A 19,425-nucleotide genomic window follows, 5' to 3' on the forward strand; every position below is an offset into this window, starting at 1 on the left:
CGATCGGGGCTCAAGCGCCCCCTGCCCTGCGTTCAGAACACCAGCTGCAGACGGGTGTTGAAGGTCGTGCCCTCGTCAGGACCGGTGTAAGCGCCACCGCGGTTGTCGGTCCGCCAACGGACCACATCCAGCATCACCCGGCTGTAGTCGTTCAGGTACCAGTTGCCGCCGACCGTCCAGGCCCGGCCGGTACCGCCGGTGGGGAGTTCTGCGTAATCGACATCCTCATAGCGCGCCTTCAGCTCGAAGGCGCCATGCCCGCCTGCGGTGACTGGCTCGGCGACCTTGACCTTGCCCCAGGTGCCGGCCTTGGCCGAGTACGACGGCCGCGCGCCGGAAACGAACCACCCTGCCCCGACCGCCCACGCCGCATGATCCAGATCATAGCGGCCCCGCGCATCCACGCCCCGCAGCGTGCGGGTACCCCATTCGCCGCTGGTCCAGAACGGCCCGAAGAAGCCTGCGGCTTCCAGTCCCCAGGCATTGCTGCGTTCGGCGCCGAGCAGCGTGCCCGGCGCAATCTTGATCTCGTCATTGAAGTGACCACTGATCGCAGATGAGCGCAGCACACCGGAGGCGCCCGCGGATATCTCCTCGTGGAACGCCCAGCCGGCCAGATGCACGGTCGCGTTCCTGCCCAACACTGGATTCCAGTGCACGCGCGTGGCCCAGGTCAGACTGTCATTGTCGCTGCCGCTGTTGTTGAGATCGTTGCCGGCCACCGAAACGCTGGCGTGCCATCCGTTGCCGTACACCCGCTCGGTCAGACCGACACCGAACAGGCCGCGTTGCGGCAGCATCAGTGTGCCGACCACGTTGCGGTCCTGGAACGGCGTATTGGACGTACTGCTGGAGCCATCCAGACCGCGGTCATTGAGGCGATTGCCGATGGTCAGGTCAGCCGCCTGCCCGAACAGCGTGTGATCCACGCTGGCGTACACGGACTTCCACGCCACCGCGTTGTCGGCGAAATCACCTTCCACCACGTAGCCCAGAACGCCATGACGGCCCTCCGCGCCCAGGCGCACCGAACGGATTTCGGTGCCCGACAGGTTGCGCGCACCGTATCCGGATCCGGAGGTGCTGGATTGATCCACGAACAAGCGTCCGCGCGGGCGGAATGTGGATTCGCCATCGGCACTGCTGAATTCCGGTGCGCCCTTGGACCAGGATACCTTCGGCGCCTTGGACTGGGCCGTTTCGACGGCGGCGACGCGCTGCTCCAATGCCGGTGCAGCGGCCGGCGCAGCATTGCCCTCCACTGCACGCAACCGGGCTTCAAGCTGCTGGATCTGCAGCGCCTGCCGCTGGACCAGTTGGCTGAGTTCGGCCTGGCTCAGTGGCGCAGGGGCGGTGGAAGTCTGGGCGCCGGCATGGCCGCTGGCCAACAGCAGGCCGAGCGCCACCGACAGCGCTGCGCGGGGCAGCACATGGGACGTATGCATGAGGTCTCTCCGGCCAACCGGCACGCAGCCGGTGCTGGCCTGTTGCAGGGGTGCGGAAAAAACGTGGGAGGTCGCAGCAGCAGCGGCGCCGGCCAGACAGCCGGCGCCGCCGGGCGATCGGTCAGCTGGTGGCTGACTGCTGGGCGTTCGGGCGCCAGGTGATGAGACGGTTCTCGACCACGTCGAGCAACGCATCGATGACCAGCACGAACGCGGCCAGGATGATGATGCCGGCGAACACGCCGACCGCGTTGAAGTTGCCTTCGGCCTGTGCGATCAGGTAGCCCAGGCCCGCCGAGGCGCCCAGATACTCACCGATGATGGCGCCGACGACGGCAAAGCCTACCGAGGTACGCAGCGAGGACAGAATCCAGCTCGCGGCGGCCGGGAAGTACACATGGCGCAGCAGATCGCTGCGGCCTGCACCGAGAATGCGGGCGTTGGCCAGCACGACCGGGTTCACTTCACGCACGCCCTGCATGGCGTTGAAGAAGGTGGTGAAGAACACCAGCGTCACGGCCAGAGCCACCTTGGACCACAACCCCAGGCCGAGCCACAACACGAAGATCGGCGCGAGCACCACGCGCGGGATCGCGTTGAAGCCCTTGATGAACGGATCCAGGATGCGCGCCGAACGACGGCTCAGGCCGAGCCACACACCGCCGGCCACGCCCAGCGCGGTGCCGATCAGATAGCCCAGCGCGGTTTCGGTCAGGGTGATGTAGACGTGCTGGTAGAACGACGTATCAGCCAGCCAGGCATACATCTGCCGGCCGATATCCAGCGGTGCCGGGAAGAAGAACGGGTCGATGATGCCCAGCGTGGTGCCGGCCTGCCAGCCACCGAAGACGGTGACGACCAGCGCGATCTGGATGAAACGGTCAGTCTTGGCGTGCATAGCTCTTCTCCACTTCGCCGCGCAGGCAGGCCCAGATATCGCGGTACAGGTCGGTGAAACGTTCATCCAGCTTGATTTCGGCAACGTTGCGCGGCCGCTCAAGATCGACATCGAAACTGCGCACGACCCGTGCAGCCGGGCAGGAGGACAACACCACCACGCGGTCACCCAGCGCGATCGCCTCTTCCAGGTCATGGGTGATCAGGATCACTGAGCGGCGATCTTCCTGCCACAGCCGCAGCAGCTCGTTCTGCATCAGGTGCCGGGTATGGATGTCCAGGGCCGAGAACGGCTCATCCATCAGGATCACCTTGGGCTCCACGATCAGGGCCTGCGCCATCTGCACGCGCTTGCGCTGGCCGCCGGAGAGCTGGTGCGGGTAGCGGTGCTCGAAACCGGTCAGGCCGACTTTGGCCAGCCAGGCGTTGACCTTCTGCTTGCGTTCGGCGTCGGCAACGCCACGGAAACGCAGGCCGAGCTCAACGTTCTGGTACGCCGTCTTCCACGGCAACAGCGCGTCCTGCTGGAACAGGTAACCAACCGCCTCCTGTACGCCGGCGACCGGCTTGCCATCGATGGCGATCTCGCCGGCCGACGGCTTGAGCAGCCCGGCGACGGAGTTGAGGATGGTGCTCTTGCCGCAGCCGGTTGGCCCCACGATGGCGAGGAACTCGCCATTGCCGACCTGGATGTCGACATCGCGGACGGCGGTGAAGTCGCCGAAGGACATGGTCATGCGGTTGATGCTGACCATGGTCTGCGCAGGCTCCAGCTGCGGCGCGCCATTGAACTGACGCACGGTGGCATTGAGTGCCATGGGGAGTCTCCCTTGTGGGTTACGGTTGGGCCGGCGCCGAGGCGCTGGCACGTTCGACGAAGGCGTTCGTATAGGTCTTGGACAGATCGATCTCGGTCCCGGCAACGTCCTTGTTGAACTCGCGCAGCACCGCCAGCGGGGTTTCCAGATCGGCAGGAACGAAGCGGCCGTCGGTGGTGAAGATGGCGCGGGCGTTTTCCACGGCGCGCGCATAGGTCTTGCGGTCACCGGAGATGTAGGCATCCGGCAACGCGGCGACGATGTCTTCGGCGGTGTTGTCGGCGATGAAGCGCAGTGCCATCTGCTGGGCACGGGCGATCTTGGTCGCCGCTTCCGGACGCTTGTCCAGGAAGCTCTGGTTGGCATACATCACCGAGGTCGGATACAGCCCGCCGTACACCTGACGCGCGCCCTCATCACTGCGTGCATCGATGATGATGCGCCCGACCTTGCGCTCGGTGATCAGCGTCGCTGCCGGGTCATAGTTCACCAGCAGATCGATCTTGCCCTGCTCCAGTGCGGCCACCGCGGCGGCACCCGAGCCGACCCCGATCAGCGCAATGCTGTCCACCGGGATGTCGTGCTGGGCAAGAAAATGGCGCACGAAGAAATCCGATGAAGAGCCCGGTGCGGTGATGCCCACCTTCTGGCCCTTGATCGTCTCCGGCCGCGCCGGGTCGAAGCTGCCGTCCTCGCGCCCGGCCATCACCAGGCCCGAGTTGCGTGACAGCAGGACGAAGCCGACCACCTCTTTGTGCTTGGCCTGCATCTGGATGGTGTGATCGTAGAAGCCCACCGCCACATCGGTGGAATTGGCCACCAGGGCCTGTAGAACCTTCGAGCCGCCCTGGGCGAAGTTCTCCGTCTGCACCTTCAACCCGACCTGGTCGAAATAGCCGTTCGCATCGGCGATGAAAAACGGCAGGTTGTTGAGGTTGTAGGAGCCGACGCTGATGCGGACCGGCGCGTTGTCCGCACCGGCGGCGCCTTCGGCGTCACCTTTACCGCACGCGGCGAGCGCCAGCGTTGCCGCGACCAGCGCGGCCTTGAACATCTGCTTGTACATCATCCCTCCCAGGATTGTGGTGCGTTGTTGCTTTCAGGGGTCCGGAGGGCACACCAGCACGGCGCCCCCTCCCGACGAAGTCAGGTCATGCCGCGGACGTCCATTGGGCGGCGTCGGTCGCCAGAGACGAGGTGGCGAACACGCGACCCTCGAACAGGCGACGGGCGGTGCGCACCACGCTGGCCACGACCGGCGCGTGCTCCGAGCTGCGGCTCAAGCCCACCTCCAGGGCACCGCTCGGATGTTCGAGGGTAATCCCCACAGGCAGGTCCACACACCCGACGAAAGTGTTGGCCAAGGTGCCTTCGGTGGCGGCCGCCGTGGCAATGCCGACGCCGCCGGTGATCGCCAGTGCCGTATGGCAGTGGTGGGGCATGAAGTAGCGCACCTGTAGGTCGCCGCCGTGTTCAGGGGCCGACAACAGCACCGGCTTGGGAATCACTTTGTCCCCGGCATCGGCAATGCCCATGCGTGCACCGGCCTCGATGCGGATCGCTTCGATCCGCGCCAGCAGTGCGCCATTCGTATTCAGTTCGGCCGGGCTCTCGCCGCCACGCAGGCCCAGATCGCACGCCCGCATCAGCACCATCGGCATCGCGCAATCGATCAGGCTTACCGTCACCCCGTGGATCTGTTCCTGCGCATTGCCGGTCGGCAGCAGGCGACCGGTGCGTGCGCCCGCCGCATCCAGGAACGACAACCGGACCGGTGCTGCACTACCGGGCGCACCGGCGATGCGCGTGTCACCGCGGTACACCACCTGGCCGCCCGGCGTTTCCACCGTGGCCAGGATGATCTTGCCGGTATTGACGTTGTGGATGCGCACCTCGGTGCGCGGATGGCGCGCAGCCACCAGGCCCTTCTCGATCGCATACGGACCTACGGCCGCCAGCATGTTGCCGCAGTTGGGCGAGGTATCCACCACACGCTGCTCGACCTTGACCTGGGCGAACAGATAGTCGACATCGGCGTCCGGCCGGCTGGCGCGATCAATGATCGCCACCTTGCTGGTCAGGGCGTTGCCGCCACCGATGCCATCGATCTGAAGCGGATGACCCGAACCCATGACCTCCAGCAGCAGGCGATCGCGGCGGGCGGTATCGGCAGGCAGGTCCGAGGCGAGGAAGAACGGCCCCTTGGAGGTGCCGCCGCGCATCAGAACGCAGGGAATGCTGGTGAGATCGTTGGACATACGTGTGCTAGATTGATGCGCCTATCAGATCAATGAACTTCTGTGATCCGATACTGGCATGAGCATAATTAATCTGTGAATTGCTCTTTTTTGGATGATTGATACCCCATGAGCATCAATTGCGAAATTCTGGATCTCCGCGCCTTTCTGCTGATCGCCGAGACGCGCAGTTTCCACCGCGCGGCCGAAGCGCTGCACGTGTCCCAGCCTGCGCTCAGCCGCCGCATCCAGAAGCTCGAACAGGCCGTCGGGGCGCCGCTGCTGGAGCGCACCACGCGCAGCGTCTCCACCACGGCCGTCGGCGAGAACCTGCTGCCGCTGGTGCGGCGCATGCTGGAAGAATTCGACGGCTCGCTGTTCTCGGTGCGGGGCCAGGACGACACCCGCGGTGCCCAGGTCACCATCGCCTGCCTGCCCACGGCCGCGTTCTACTTCCTGCCCAGTGTGATGGCCCGCTTCCACGAGGCCTTCCCGAACGTGCGCTTCCGCATCCTGGACATCCCGGCCACTGAAGGCCTGCAGGCGGTCGAACGTGGCGAGGTCGAGTTCGGCATCAACTTCATGGGTGCCAACGATCCCAATCTGGATTTCGACGTCCTGGCAGAAGACCCGTTCGTGCTCGCCTGCCGCCGCGACCACCCGCTGGCGAAAAAGAAGAAGGTTGAATGGGCCGACCTCGCCCGCCATCAGCTGATTACGGTGCACCGCACCAGCGGCAACCGGACGCTGCTCGATGGTGCGCTGGCGCGCGAGAACCTCAAGCTCAGCTGGCATTACGAAGTGACCCACCTGTCCACCTCGCTGGGCATGGTCGAGGCCGGCATCGGCGTGTCGGTGTTGCCGAAGATGGCGACCCCGGATGGCGAGCACCCGACCTTGGTCACCCGACCGATCGGCAACCCGGTGGTCTCGCGCACCATCGGCATCGTGCGCCGCCGCGGCGCCCTGCTCTCGCCCAGCGCCGAGCGCTTCCTGCAGATGCTGATGAGCCAGTGGCGCGGCCAGCCGTGACATCGGCACTACACATGCCCGTGTAACCTTGCGTCCTGAGCCCAAGGGCTGGCACGCCCCCGCCGCTGTCGCATACTGCGAGGGATCGGCGGGCGCAGCGAGCCCGACGGCAGCCGCAAGCAGGCGCGCGTTCCGGCGCAGCCGCTGCAAGCCATCAGCAAAGGAGTCATCTGCAATGAGCGATTCGTTCTCCACCCGCAGCCAGCTGGACGTCGGCGGCACCACCTACGACTACTTCAGCCTGCCCAAGCTCGGACAGACGTTCGACATCTCCCACCTGCCCTACTCGATGAAGATCCTGCTGGAGAATCTGCTCCGGCATGAGGATGGTGGCGTCACCGTCGGCAAGGACCACATCCAGGCCGTGGCCCAGTGGGACCCCAAGGCCGAGCCCGACATCGAGATCGCCTTCATGCCGGCCCGCGTGGTGCTGCAGGATTTCACCGGTGTGCCCTGCGTGGTCGATCTGGCCGCGATGCGCGATGCGGTGGTCAAGCTCGGCGGTCGGCCGGAGCAGATCAATCCGCAGATTCCCTCCGAGCTGGTGATCGATCACTCGGTGCAGGTCGATGTGTTCGGTACGCCCGACGCGCTGGACCTCAACGGCAAGATCGAATTCCAGCGTAATCAGGAACGCTATGGCTTCCTGCGCTGGGGCCAGAAGGCCTTCGACAACTTCAAGGTGGTGCCGCCCAACACCGGCATCGTCCACCAGGTGAATCTGGAAAACCTGGCCCGCGTCGTCATGACCGCGGACAAGAATGGCAAGGCGGTGGCGTACCCGGACACCGTGTTCGGGACCGACAGCCACACCACGATGATCAATGGCATCGGCGTGCTCGGCTGGGGCGTGGGCGGTATCGAAGCCGAGGCCGCCATGCTCGGCCAGCCGTCGTCGATGCTGATCCCGCAGGTGGTCGGCTTCAAGCTGACCGGCCGCATGCCCGAAGGCGCCACCGCCACCGATCTGGTGCTGACCGTCACCCAGATGCTGCGCAAGCACGGCGTGGTCGGCAAGTTCGTGGAGTTCTTCGGTGAGGGCCTGCAGCATCTGCCGCTGGCTGACCGTGCCACGATCGGCAACATGGCGCCGGAGTACGGCGCGACCTGCGGCATCTTCCCGATCGATGAGGAATCACTGACCTACCTGCGCCTGTCCGGCCGCAGCGAAGCGCAGATCGATCTCGTCGAAGCCTATGCCAAGGCCCAGGGCCTGTGGCACGACGCCAACACCGCGCACGCCAGCTACAGCGCCACGCTGGAACTGGACATGGGTCAGGTCAAGCCGTCGCTGGCCGGCCCGAAGCGCCCGCAGGACCGCGTGCTGCTGGAAGACGTCAAGCAGAACTACCGCGAGAACCTGGTCGGCCTGACCACCAACCGCGACAAGCGCAATGACGACGTCTCCAAGTTCGTCAACGAAGGCGGCGGTGCGGCGGTCGGCAACGAACAGCTGGCCAAGGGCTACAGCGATGTCGAGCTGGATGGTCACAGATTCCGCCTGAAAGATGGCGCGGTGGTGATCGCCGCGATCACCTCGTGCACCAATACCTCCAACCCGGCGGTGATGATCGGTGCCGGCCTGCTCGCCCGCAACGCTGCGGCCAAGGGCCTGGACCGCAAGCCGTGGGTCAAGACCTCGCTCGGCCCGGGCTCGCGCGTGGTCACCGATTACCTGGAAAAAGCCGGTGTGCTCGCCGAGCTGGAGAAGATCGGTTTCTATGTGGTCGGCTATGGTTGCACCACCTGCATCGGCAACTCCGGCCCGCTGCCGACCGAAGTCAGCGCGGGCATCGCTGCTGGTGACCTGGTGGTGGCATCGGTGTTGTCGGGCAACCGCAACTTCGAAGGCCGCGTGCACCCGGAAGTCAAAATGAACTACCTGGCCAGCCCGCCCCTGGTCGTCGCCTACGCCATCGCCGGCACCACCGATATCGACCTGACCACCGAGCCGCTGGGCACGGGCAGTGATGGGCAGCCGGTGTACCTACGCGATATCTGGCCCAGCAACAAGGAAATCGGCGACGTGATCGCCGCGACCATCGGGCCGGAGATGTTCAAGAAGAACTATGCCGACGTATTCAAGGGCGACACCCGCTGGAACACCATCAAGTCGCCCGATGGCGATCTGTATGAGTGGGATGGCACCTCGACCTACATCAAGAACCCGCCCTACTTCGAGGGCATGACGATGGACGTCGGCCACATCGACGACGTGCACGGCGCGCGTGTGATGGGCCTGTTCGGCGACTCGATCACCACCGATCACATCTCCCCGGCCGGCAACATCAAAAAGGATTCCCCGGCGGGCCGCTTCCTGCAGGGGCGTGGCGTGCAGCCGGCCGACTTCAACAGCTATGGCAGCCGTCGCGGCAACGATGACGTCATGGTGCGCGGCACATTCGCCAACATCCGGATCAAGAACCTGATGTTCGGCGGCGAAGAAGGCGGCAACACGCTGTACTTCCCGAAGGACGGCGGCGAACCGCAGAAGCTGGCGATCTATGATGCGGCCGTCAAGTACAAGGCCGAGGGCGTCCCGCTGGTGGTGTTCGCCGGCAAGGAATACGGCACCGGTTCCTCCCGCGACTGGGCAGCCAAGGGCACCAACCTGCTGGGCGTCAAGGCGGTGATCGCCGAGAGCTTCGAGCGCATCCACCGCTCCAACCTGGTCGGCATGGGCGTGCTGCCGCTGCAGTTCAAGAACGGCGACAACGCACAGAGCCTGGGCCTGGACGGTTCGGAAGTGGTGGACATCACCGGCCTGGAGGATGGCGCCAGCAAGTCGGCCACCCTCACCGCGACCCGCGCCGATGGCACCAGGAAGACCTTCCAGGCCCATGTAATGCTGCTGACCCCGAAGGAAGTGGAGTACTTCAAGCACGGCGGCCTGCTGCAGTACGTGCTGCGCCAGCTGGCGGGCAAGAAGTAAGCCAGCCGCCGCGCTCTCGGCGGCACCGGGTCACACCGCCAACGGTCGTGATCCCCACGGTAGCCCACGACCGTTGGTCGTGGGCATCGACCTGGCATGTCGCAAACAGCGCGCCCGGGAACCCTCTCCGCCGCCTTTCTTCACCGGCCCTTCGCGTTTCCCATTCGGGACGGTATGCTGCCGAGGCATGAAACGACGGATACTCTCCGTCATCGCGTTACATCATCCACGTTTCCTGGAGGGGGAATATGAGTCTGGAACGACCCTGGCTGCAGAGTTATCCCAAAGGCGTACCCGCCGAGATCGACGTCAATGAGTTCCATTCGGTGTCGGCCGTCTTCGACACCTCGGTGGCCAAGTTCCGCGACCGCCCCGCCTACTCCAGTTTCGGCAAGGTTCTGACCTACGGGGAAACGGACGCACTGGTCGAACAGTTCGCCGCCTACCTGCTCGGTGAGCTGCAGCTCAAGAAGGGCGACCGCGTTGCCCTGATGATGCCCAACTGCCTGCAGTACCCGATCGCGACCTTCGGCGTGCTGCGTGCCGGCCTGACCGTGGTCAACGTCAACCCGCTGTACACCGCCCGCGAGCTCAAGCACCAGCTGGTGGATTCCGGCGCGGCCGTGCTGGTGGTGGTCGACAACTTCTGCGACACCGTGCAGCAGGTCATCGCTGATACCCCGATCAAGCAGGTGGTGACCACCGGCCTGGGCGACATGCTCGGCGCCAAGGGCATCGTGGTGAACTTCGTGCTGAAGTACATCAAGAAGATGGTGCCCAACTACAGCCTGCGCGGTGCGATCCGCTTCAACCAGGCGCTCAAGCTGGGCAGCCGCCACACCCTGCCCAAGGTCGAGATCGATCACGACGACGTCGCCTTCCTGCAGTACACCGGCGGCACCACCGGCGTGGCCAAGGGTGCGATGCTGACCAACCGCAACCTGGTCGCCAACATGCAGCAGGCTTCGGCCTGGATCTCCGCCTCGGGGATCGAGATGGGCAAGGAGGTGATCATCACCGCCCTGCCGCTGTACCACATCTTCGCGTTGACGGCGAACGGCCTGGTCTTCATGAAGTTCGGTGGCTGCAACTACCTGATCACCAACCCGCGCGACATGAAGGGCTTCGTCAAGGAGCTCAAGGCGACCCGCTTCACCGCGATCACCGGCGTCAACACGCTGTTCAACGGCCTGCTCAACACGCCCGGCTTCGACGAGGTCGATTTCTCCTCGCTGAAGGTCACCCTGGGGGGCGGCATGGCGGTGCAGCGCGCCGTCGCCGAGCGCTGGAAGAAGGTCACCGGCGTGACCCTGGTCGAGGCCTACGGCCTGACCGAGACCTCGCCGGCCGCCTGCATCAATCCACTCAGCCTGGCCGAATACAACGGCGCGATCGGCCTGCCGATCCCGTCCACCGATGCCTGCGTGAAGGATGACGCCGGCAAGACGCTGGCCGCCGGCGAAGTCGGCGAGCTGTGCATCAAGGGCCCGCAGGTGATGAAGGGCTACTGGCAGCGCCCGGAGGACACCGCGCAGGCGGTCGATGCCGAGGGCTGGCTGCACACCGGCGACATGGCGCGCATGGATGAGCAGGGCTTCTTCTACATCGTGGATCGCAAGAAGGACATGATCCTGGTGTCCGGCTTCAACGTGTATCCCAACGAGGTTGAAGACGTCATCGCGATGATGCCCGGCGTGCTCGAAGTCGCCGCGGTCGGCGTGCCCGACGAGAAATCCGGCGAAGTGGTCAAGGTGGTCATCGTCAAGAAGGACCCCAACCTCACCGCGGAAATGGTCAAGGAGCATGCGCGTGCCAACCTGACCGGTTACAAGCATCCGCGCATCGTGGAGTTCCGCAAGGAGCTGCCGAAGACCAACGTCGGCAAGATCCTGCGCCGCGAACTGCGCGATACGCCCGCGCCGTAACGGTTCCCCAACGGCTGCATCTTCACAGGGCCCCTGCCGGCAACGGCGGGGGCCTTTTGCATTGCGTGAGATGCCGGGGGTGTAGGATCGCGGCGTGTGGACCCGTCAGGCCCGCCGCCCACCGTCCTCCCAGCGGGCCAGCCTCCGAGGAAATCGCCATGAGCACCATTGAAAAGCTGCCCGTCAACCACCGCTACGCCACCATCCGCACCGACACCACGGGCAACGACGATGCCCATTGGCTGTACATGCACGCCGATGCCGCCAGCGGCATCCGCCCGTGCTGCCGGAAGGACATGCTCGATGAAATGTGGAATTTCATGAGCGCCATCACCCGCACACCGGCCGAGCGCAACAGCGGCAAGCTGCGCCATTTCGTGCTCGCCTCCGATGCGAATGCCTACAACCTGGGCGGCGATCTGGATCTGTTCACCCGCCTGATCCGCGAGGGCAACCGCGACCGCCTGCTGACCTACGCACAGCGCTGCGTGGAAGGCGTGCACCACCTGCACACCGGCTTCGGTGGCGACGTGCGCTCGATCGCGCTGATCCAGGGCGACGCGCTCGGCGGCGGCCTGGAGATGGCGCTGGCCTGCCACACCATCGTGGCCGAGGAAGGCTGCGGCATGGGCCTGCCGGAAGTGCTGTTCGGCCTGTTCCCGGGCATGGGCGCGTACTCGTTCCTGTGCAAGCGCGTGGCCCCCCAGCTGGCCGAGAAGATCATCCTGGACGGCCGCGTGTATTCCTCCGAAGAGATGCACGCCATGGGCGTGGTCGACGTGCTGGTGCCGAAGGGCCAGGGGGTCAAGGCGGTCGAGGATCTGATCCGCCAGCATCAGCGCATTCCGCACTCGTACCTGGCGATGAATGCCGCGCGCAACCTGGCCCAGGCCGTGCGCTACGACGAACTGCTGGAGATCACCAAAGTGTGGGTCGATTCGGCGCTGGCGCTGGGCGACAAGTCGCTGCGCACCATGGACCGCCTGATCAAGGCCCAGACCCGCCGCGCCACCCTCGACGTCGCCTGAGTCCTCCCCTCCCCTGTGTTGTTCAAGCCCGGCTGCCGCCGGGCTTTTTTTATTTCACGATGACTCCAGCCCGACATTACGCCGGACTACGCCCAAGCCAGATGCAGCAGGTTTATCAATGACTTAGGCGAGTTCAACATATGCCGGTGCTTTCTGAAACCTGACCCGGCTTGTGCTCGCATGGCTCCCATGTGGCTCTTGGAAACCGGGTCGTTCCGAGGAGTCATCATGGCAAAACTCAAGCTCACCAAGTCCGCCGTCGATGCGGCACAACCCCAGGCGCAGGCTGTCGAACTCCGGGACACGATGGTGCCCGGCTTCCTCTGCAAGATCACCCCGGCGGGCCGCAAGGTGTTCATGCTGCAATACCGCACGAATGCCGGAGAGCGGCGCAAGCCCGCCTTGGGCCTGTATGGGGAACTGACCGTCGAGCAGGCCCGCGCCTTGGCCCAGGAGTGGCTGGCCGAGGTGCGCAAGGGCGGTGATCCTGGGGCGGCCAAGGCCGCCGCCCGTGCCGCGCCTACGGTCGCGGAACTGTGCGGCAAGTTCATGGAGGACTACTCCAAGCTGCGCAACAAGCCCAGCACGCAACGCGGCTATCAGGCTGTCATAGACCGCTGCATCGTTCCGATGCTGGGCCGGATGAAGGTGCAGGACGTGAAGCGGCCCGACGTGGCCACGGTGATGAAGAAGATGGCCCACAAGCCGGCCGAGGCCAACAACGCTTTCAGCGTGATGCGCAGGATGTTCAATCTGGCCGAGGTGTGGGGCTACCGGACGGATGGAACCAACCCGTGCCGCCACGTCCCGATGTACCCCAACGGGAAGGCCACGCACCTCATCAGCGACGAGGACATGGCGCGGATCTTCCGCCATCTGGGCAAGCTGGAGGCGGAAGGGCTGGAGCCTTACGTCATTCCCCTGGCGATCCGCTTGCAATTCGAGTTCGCTGCCCGCCGTGGCGAAATCGTCACGCTCCAATGGGATTGGGTGGACTTCGAGAACCGGCGCGTGGTTTGGCCTGACAGCAAGACCGGCGGCATGTCCAAGCCCATGAGTGAGGAAGCCTACCGACTGCTTTCGACCGCGCCGAGGCAGGACGGCATTCCCCATGTGCTGCCGTCCCCAAACCATGAGGGCCAGCACTTGACCACGGGCGAGTATTACAACGGCTGGTGCCGTGCGCTCAAGGCTGCTGGAGCGGCCCACGTCGGTACGCACGGCATCCGGCATCGTTCGGCTACCGACATTGCCAACTCGGGCATCCCGGTCAAGGTCGGCATGGCGCTGACGGCGCACAAGACCGTCGCGATGTTCATGCGCTACGTCCACACCGAGGATGACCCGGTGCGCAAGGCGGCCGAACTGGTGGCGAACCGGCGCAAGACAATCACCGGGGCGCAGCGCCCCGTGAAGGTGACGACATGAACCGGCGCAAAGTATCCGTGGCGTCATCCGCAGCGCCGTCGGCGCTGCTGGGCGATATTCGGGCGCTGATCGAGGCGGCGCACAAGCGCGCTGCCTCGGCCGTCAATGCCGAGCTGACCCTGCTGTTCTGGCGCATCGGCCAGCGTATCCATACGGAAGTGCTGGCCGGTCAGCGGGCCGGGTACGGCGAGGAAATCCTGCCAACCTTGGCCGAGCAGTTGGTACGCGACTACGGGCGCAGCTTCGCGGACAAGAATCTGCGCCGGATGGTGCAGTTCGCCGCCACCTACTCGGACGAGCCAATTGTCGTGACGCTGTCACGACAATTGAGCTGGTCACATTTTCTGGCCCTACTGCCGCTCAAAGACCCGCTCCAGCGGGACTACTACGCGCAGATGGCGAGTGCCGGCCGCTGGAGCGTGCGGACGCTGCGCGAGCGCATCGACTCGATGCTCTACGAGCGCACCGCGCTGTCCCAAAAGCCGGACGAAACCATTGCGCAGGAGCTGGCGACGATGCGCGACGCGCAGCGCATGTCGCCCGCCCTGGTCATGCGCGATCCCTACATCCTCGACTTCCTCGGGCTGCGGGACACCTGGCAGGAAGGCGATTTGGAGGCCGCGATCATCCGTGAAATGGAGTCGTTCCTGCTGGAGCTGGGCGCGGGTTTCTCTTTCGTTGCCCGGCAGAAGCGCATCCAGATCGACGACGAGGATTTCCACCTCGACCTGCTTTTCTACAACCGCAAGCTGCGGCGCCTGGTGGCGGTGGAGTTGAAGGTCGGCGAGTTCAAGGCCGCGTACAAAGGGCAGATGGAGCTTTATCTGCGCTGGCTGGACAAGCATGAGCGCGAGCCGGAGGAAGCCTCGCCGCTGGGGATCATCCTTTGCACCGGCAAGAAGCGCGAACAGATCGAGTTGCTGGAGTTGGACAAGTCGGGCATCCATGTGGCCGAGTACCTGACGAGCTTGCCGCCGCGTGCGGTGTTGGGTGAGCGGTTGCAGCAGGCGACCGAGAGGGCACGTTTGCAGATCGAGCAGCGCAAGACGGATGCCGAGTAGTTCTGCCCCAGGCATTCGGGCGTCCCGGCGTGCCGCCGTCGCGCTCTCGTGCTGCGCATCAAGCCTCGCTGCGCGAGTCTCGCCCCTGCCGGGCTTCCATCACTGACGCCTCCGGCCCTGCTCGTTGATCCGGGCCTACGCGCTCCGCTTGCCCCAAAAGCAAGGTGTGTGCAGTGGGCGGGTGTGGGCGGTCTTGCTGTTCCCATCACCGTATCACGGCGTTCTCGCCGTCAAGGGCAGCGCGCGCCATGCGCGCTTGCGTCCTGGCGGCCGTCTGCGACCCCTGACTGCTTGCGCTGCGCCGTGCTGGCGACGGTTCCGGGCAATTCCGCCCGTGCAACCGGAGCACGCTCATGTCGCAATTTTCCTTTTCCTCGTTCGATGCCTCGCTGATGGTGCGCGATGCGAAGGGTCACTACCAGCCGGCGACGGCCGACCAGATTCTGGACGCTGCGCGCCAGGCCATCGAGCACAAGATGCAGCGCGGTGCATCGTTCACTTCGCCGGCGGCGGTCAAGGAGTACCTGTGCACCAAGTTGGGTGGCTTCGAGCATGAAGTGTTCGCCGTGCTGTTCCTCGATACACGGCATCGCCTGATCGAGTATGCCGAGATGTTCCAGGGCACCATCGACTCGGCCGAAGTGCATCCGCGCGAGGTGGTCAAGGCAGCCCTGCGGCACAACGCGGCCGCGGTCATCGTTTCGCACAATCATCCGAGCGGTAATCCCGAGCCGAGTGCGGCAGACCAAGCGCTGACCCAGCGGCTCAGGGAAGCGCTGGGGCTTGTGGACGTGCGCGTACTCGATCACGTCATCGTCGCCGGCAACGCAACGGCATCGTTCGCCGAGCGTGGGCTGATCTAGCTCAAGGGGCTTCGGCCCCTTTTTGCTGCGCCTGCTGGCAGGGCCTGCGCGCGGCCCTTGCCTGTCCGTGCCTTCGTTCTGAAGTTAATGCTCAAGAAGTCACAACCTGAATCATTTCGTCGTAATGCTTCTTGTCCACTTCTTCAAACCACTGAAAGATGTGTCCGATGACGCTATGGCTTTCGCCAGCCAAGTTTTCTGCCGATTCCTCGGTTATTTCAATTACATCGCTATGCGAGTATTTGTTGATAAAGCGATATATTTTTTCCTTGAGTTCCGGCGTTGTGATGGCGCAGTCTTTCAGACCAACATCCATCAGTTGACTGATGTCGCTTCTCCGCCTGGGATATTTGAAGGTAAAGAACGATTCAATGAGCTTGCGAGCGAGGTTCGCAGTCAAAAAGGCTTCATCTCTATTAAGGATCGTATGCGCCCTGTATTCATAGAGCTTTTTGAAGATGTAGTGATACTCAGAACCGTAATTTTTCAGAGAATCATCGGCATCAACAAGCAGCGAATGGCGGGGTGAACCAGGAGGCGCATCCAGTCGATAGAAGAAACAATTCTCAGCTTTTCCTTTGGCAATCCTGTTCCTGTTCGTTCCAGTGAACCAGTCTCTCACTAGCTTGAAGTAGGTGAAATTATGAGTCAGCACAAAAAGTTGCTTGGCTTCAGTGCATTGAGTTCTCAGGAACGAATAGGCATGAAACAAGTGATTTGAGTCAAAGCTTGAGACGGGATCATCAACAACCACAATCGTGTCCTTGATGTTGTTTCCGTTTTCTTTGAGCTTCGTGATGAAGTAGACGAATGCAATCGCAGTCTTCTCACCTTCGCTCAAATTCCCATCATGCTCACCCACTCCGTTTCTGATGATCTCATAGCCTTTTTTCTTTTGATTAAAGCTCAGGCAAAGCTCAGAGCGACCGATGAAACGATGCAGGATGTCATTGAACTCCTTCGCCCCAACCGTCTCATTTGAGAGCAGCGCCTCTATTGCTCCGACCTCTTGACCAAGTTTTTCAATTTCCTTGTAGTCATTCTTTGCTTCAGCCTCAAGGTCATTGCATTTCTTCTCACTTCCAGCATAGTCAAATTCTTGCACCTCAGCCGCAGCAAAGTGAAGTTCCAGTGCCACCTTGCTTTTGGATGTCTCAGATTTGAAGTTTGAAGTCTTATTGTTGTGCTTTCCGACGAGCGCAACGATCGACTTTAGGATCTCATTGAAATTCGTGACATCCTCTTCAACCACATCCGAAATCTGAATGTCTGTCTTTGCGGGGTCTGTAATTTTGGCTTTCAGAGCTTGCCGCCATCCGTCTATTTGCTGGTTGATCTTCTCAGCAGCAGATGTGTATTCTTTCTGGAGCTTATCTGCGTCAGCCGATAGCTCTTTATAAAACTCCGTCGCTGCGGGCAACTGATTGGCTGGAGCACCTTGAGATTCAATCCAAGTCGCGGCGCTCTGAAGCCGGCTTTGAAAATCCGTGAACTCTTTGCTGAAGTGAGCGGCAAGTGCCTCGGCACGAAGCTGGGTGAATGGAGAGCCGCAGAACTCGCAGGATTGCGAATCATGGTTCTTATGAATTTCCAAGCCTGTTTGAACCCAGTCACGAATGTCCGGATTATCAGTCAGCCGCTGGATAGCTTGATTGACTGCTGTAGTTCCAATCAAGTCTCTGATGCGACCTGCCGCCTTCTTAAAGTAGTCCGGCTCAATGGCCGTTGAGGCGAAAGTGATGCTTGGAAGCTGATCTGGCTTGGCGGCATTCGTAAGGTCGATGACCTTTTCATCTGGAAGAACCGAGTCAGGCTTAATAATGGCATCGCCATTACTCTGAATGAAATTAGAGAGCTTTCGGCGATCATAATTCAAGTAGTAGCTATCGCTCGTATCAATCGCCTGAAGTCCTAGCTTCATTTTCTTGGCAGCATTGGTCAGAAATTTATCCAATGCTTCACGCTGCTTCTTGATGTCACTTTGCTTTTCGTCGTGAGCTTTCTTTTTCGATTGAAGCTCGCCTTTTAGCTTCTCCAGTTTCTGCAAGTCGTCAATCTTCTCTTTCGCAATGAGAAGGATGCTTTTTACGGATTTGTCCCAATCAATGTTCTCATGCACAAAGCGTTGATTGAAGACATGGATATTTAATTGGGATGAAGGGAGTGTGGTTTCCGTGATCGTGGAGCCGTCCTCCAAAACGACTGAAAACTGGCCCGCACTGAAGCGAGGAACCATCGAGCGAAGCTCAAAGCAAGAGAATAGATTCGATAGGGTTGACTTGCCTGTTCCGTTCCAGCCATAGACAAGGTTGTACCGGCCGAACTTCTGGATCTTCGTTCCATTGAAGTCGCTGAAGATGCCGAACTGCTTGAGACGGTTAATGCAGACGATCACTTTTAGCCCCCGTGTTCTTGCTTTAGCAACATTTGCTTGCAAAACAAATAATAAACGAAGAGTTCTTTTGCGTCTCCGCTTCGCGGATCGCGCTGCTCCAGGTTCGCTAGTCGCTCATCCCTGGCGGGACTGGCTTTGCCAGCCTTTCGCATCGCTGACGCCTCCGGCCCGGCTTCCAGCTTCGGGCCTGCGCGCTTCGCTTGCCGTGCGGTCGGCGTGTGGGAGGGCCGTTGCCATGTCCAGCCGTCTCCCCTGACTTCATCACCTTGTCCGCGACTGTAGCCCGCGCCCGTGTGCCGTCAAGGCGCGCAGGGCCGTGTCCTCGGCTGCGCCTGCGGGCCGCACCAACCCTGCGCTTGTCTCCTTGACGGCCCCCGTCCGCGCGCTCCTGACCGTCGCGGGCGATGAACTCAGGAAAGACGGTGGCAACAGGGCCAACCGGGTTCCTCGTGCCGACCGCACCGAACAGCCGAAAGGCTGGGCTCTGAATCTAGGAATCCGGTGTGCGCTTTCTTCAACAGCCAAGTCAGGAGAACGACATGCTTGCAAACCGTTTCGCTTCCCATTCCCCCGCACTGCGCAGCGACACCCCGCTGTCCGATGACCAGATTCACCGGGTAGCGCCGTCCATCTTCGCGGATGCCCCGCACGAGAGCCGTTCGCAGCGATACGCCTATATCCCCACGGCGGCGGTTCTGACCGAGCTTCGCAAGGAAGGGTTTCAGCCTTTCATGGTGACGCAAACCCGCGTGCGCGATGAAGGCAAGCGCGAGCACACGAAACACATGCTGCGCCTGCGCCATACCAGCCAGATCAACGGCACGGAGGCCAATGAAATCATCCTGCTGAACTCGCACGACGGCACGAGCAGCTACCAGATGCTGGCAGGCCAGTTCCGATTTGTTTGCAGCAATGGCCTTGTGTGCGGCGACACCGTGGCGGACGTGCGCGTCCCCCACAAAGGCGACGTGGCGGGCCAAGTCATCGAAGGCGCTTTCGAGGTGCTGCGCGGTTTCGACCGTGTGCGCGATTCCCGCGATGCCATGCGCGCCATCACGCTTGACGACGGCGAGGCCGAAGTGTTCGCCCGCGCCGCGTTGACGCTCAAGTACGACGACCCGAACAAGCCTGCGCCCATCACCGAAAGCCAGATTCTGATGCCGCGCCGGTTTGAAGATCGCCGCCCCGATCTGTGGAGCGTGTTCAACCGCACCCAAGAAAACCTGACCAAAGGCGGATTGCATGGCCGCAGCGCCAACGGACGCCGCCAGCAGACCCGCCCGATACAGGGCATTGATTCCGATGTGCGCCTCAATCGCGCTTTGTGGATGCTGGCCGATGGCCTGCGCCAGTTGAAAGCCTGA

Annotated in this window: 14 protein-coding genes; 8 read left to right on the plus strand and 6 right to left on the minus strand. The window is 62.7% G+C overall.

Going from position 1 to position 19,425, the window contains the following annotated elements:
• Nucleotides 1-32: 32 nt before the first annotated feature.
• The 5 genes from ACW6W5_RS02420 to ACW6W5_RS02440 form a co-directional block, all read right to left on the minus strand.
• Nucleotides 33-1,445, minus strand: coding sequence for an OprO/OprP family phosphate-selective porin (locus ACW6W5_RS02420; RefSeq protein WP_152150749.1), 1,413 nt, complete (start codon nt 1,443-1,445; stop codon nt 33-35).
• A gap of 121 nt (nt 1,446-1,566) precedes the next feature.
• Entirely contained in the window at nt 1,567-2,343 is a 777-nt protein-coding gene (locus ACW6W5_RS02425; protein WP_121036706.1) for an ABC transporter permease, read from the minus strand.
• Entirely contained in the window at nt 2,327-3,160 is an 834-nt protein-coding gene (locus tag ACW6W5_RS02430) for an ABC transporter ATP-binding protein (RefSeq protein ID WP_152150747.1), read from the minus strand. Before ACW6W5_RS02430 ends, ACW6W5_RS02425 begins: the two co-directional genes overlap by 17 nt.
• A 19-nt stretch (nt 3,161-3,179) precedes the next feature.
• On the minus strand, nt 3,180-4,226 hold the full coding sequence (locus tag ACW6W5_RS02435; protein ID WP_121041034.1) for an ABC transporter substrate-binding protein: 1,047 nt from the start codon (nt 4,224-4,226) through the stop codon (nt 3,180-3,182).
• A gap of 85 nt (nt 4,227-4,311) precedes the next feature.
• On the minus strand, nt 4,312-5,418 hold the full coding sequence (locus tag ACW6W5_RS02440) for a 4-oxalomesaconate tautomerase (RefSeq protein ID WP_152150745.1): 1,107 nt from the start codon (nt 5,416-5,418) through the stop codon (nt 4,312-4,314).
• A gap of 108 nt (nt 5,419-5,526) precedes the next feature.
• Between ACW6W5_RS02440 and ACW6W5_RS02445 the strand changes: the two genes are divergently transcribed.
• The 7 genes from ACW6W5_RS02445 (at nt 5,527) to radC (ending at nt 15,666) form a co-directional block, all read left to right on the plus strand.
• On the plus strand, nt 5,527-6,429 hold the full coding sequence (locus ACW6W5_RS02445; protein WP_121036703.1) for a LysR family transcriptional regulator: 903 nt from the start codon (nt 5,527-5,529) through the stop codon (nt 6,427-6,429).
• Between the two features lie 175 nt (nt 6,430-6,604).
• The gene (acnA, locus tag ACW6W5_RS02450; protein ID WP_152150743.1) at nt 6,605-9,361 is read left to right on the plus strand and encodes an aconitate hydratase AcnA; all 2,757 of its coding nucleotides are present in this window, start codon (nt 6,605-6,607) and stop codon (nt 9,359-9,361) included.
• Nucleotides 9,362-9,609: 248 nt separating this feature from the next.
• Nucleotides 9,610-11,286: a long-chain fatty acid--CoA ligase gene (locus ACW6W5_RS02455; RefSeq protein WP_152150741.1), complete on the plus strand. Its 1,677-nt coding sequence runs from the start codon at nt 9,610-9,612 to the stop codon at nt 11,284-11,286.
• Nucleotides 11,287-11,444: 158 nt separating this feature from the next.
• Nucleotides 11,445-12,314, plus strand: coding sequence for a crotonase/enoyl-CoA hydratase family protein (locus tag ACW6W5_RS02460; protein ID WP_121036700.1), 870 nt, complete (start codon nt 11,445-11,447; stop codon nt 12,312-12,314).
• A gap of 228 nt (nt 12,315-12,542) precedes the next feature.
• Nucleotides 12,543-13,742: a tyrosine-type recombinase/integrase gene (locus ACW6W5_RS02465; protein WP_039388945.1), complete on the plus strand. Its 1,200-nt coding sequence runs from the start codon at nt 12,543-12,545 to the stop codon at nt 13,740-13,742.
• On the plus strand, nt 13,739-14,803 hold the full coding sequence (locus ACW6W5_RS02470; RefSeq protein WP_039388943.1) for a PDDEXK nuclease domain-containing protein: 1,065 nt from the start codon (nt 13,739-13,741) through the stop codon (nt 14,801-14,803). The genes ACW6W5_RS02465 and ACW6W5_RS02470 overlap by 4 nt, the downstream gene beginning before the upstream one ends.
• A 353-nt stretch (nt 14,804-15,156) precedes the next feature.
• Nucleotides 15,157-15,666: a RadC family protein gene (radC, locus tag ACW6W5_RS02475; protein ID WP_039388941.1), complete on the plus strand. Its 510-nt coding sequence runs from the start codon at nt 15,157-15,159 to the stop codon at nt 15,664-15,666.
• Between the two features lie 91 nt (nt 15,667-15,757).
• On the opposite strand, the gene ACW6W5_RS02480 is transcribed toward radC, so the two are convergent.
• Nucleotides 15,758-18,061, minus strand: a complete 2,304-nt coding sequence (locus tag ACW6W5_RS02480) for an ATP-binding protein (RefSeq protein WP_039388940.1) — start codon at nt 18,059-18,061, stop codon at nt 15,758-15,760.
• 539 nt (nt 18,062-18,600) lie between these two features.
• Between ACW6W5_RS02480 and ACW6W5_RS02485 the strand changes: the two genes are divergently transcribed.
• Nucleotides 18,601-19,425 carry a DUF932 domain-containing protein gene (locus tag ACW6W5_RS02485; RefSeq protein ID WP_039388939.1) on the plus strand — a complete coding sequence of 275 codons (825 nt, stop codon included), beginning with the start codon at nt 18,601-18,603 and terminating at the stop codon, nt 19,423-19,425.

Source organism: Stenotrophomonas sp. IS26 (assembly GCF_054188265.1).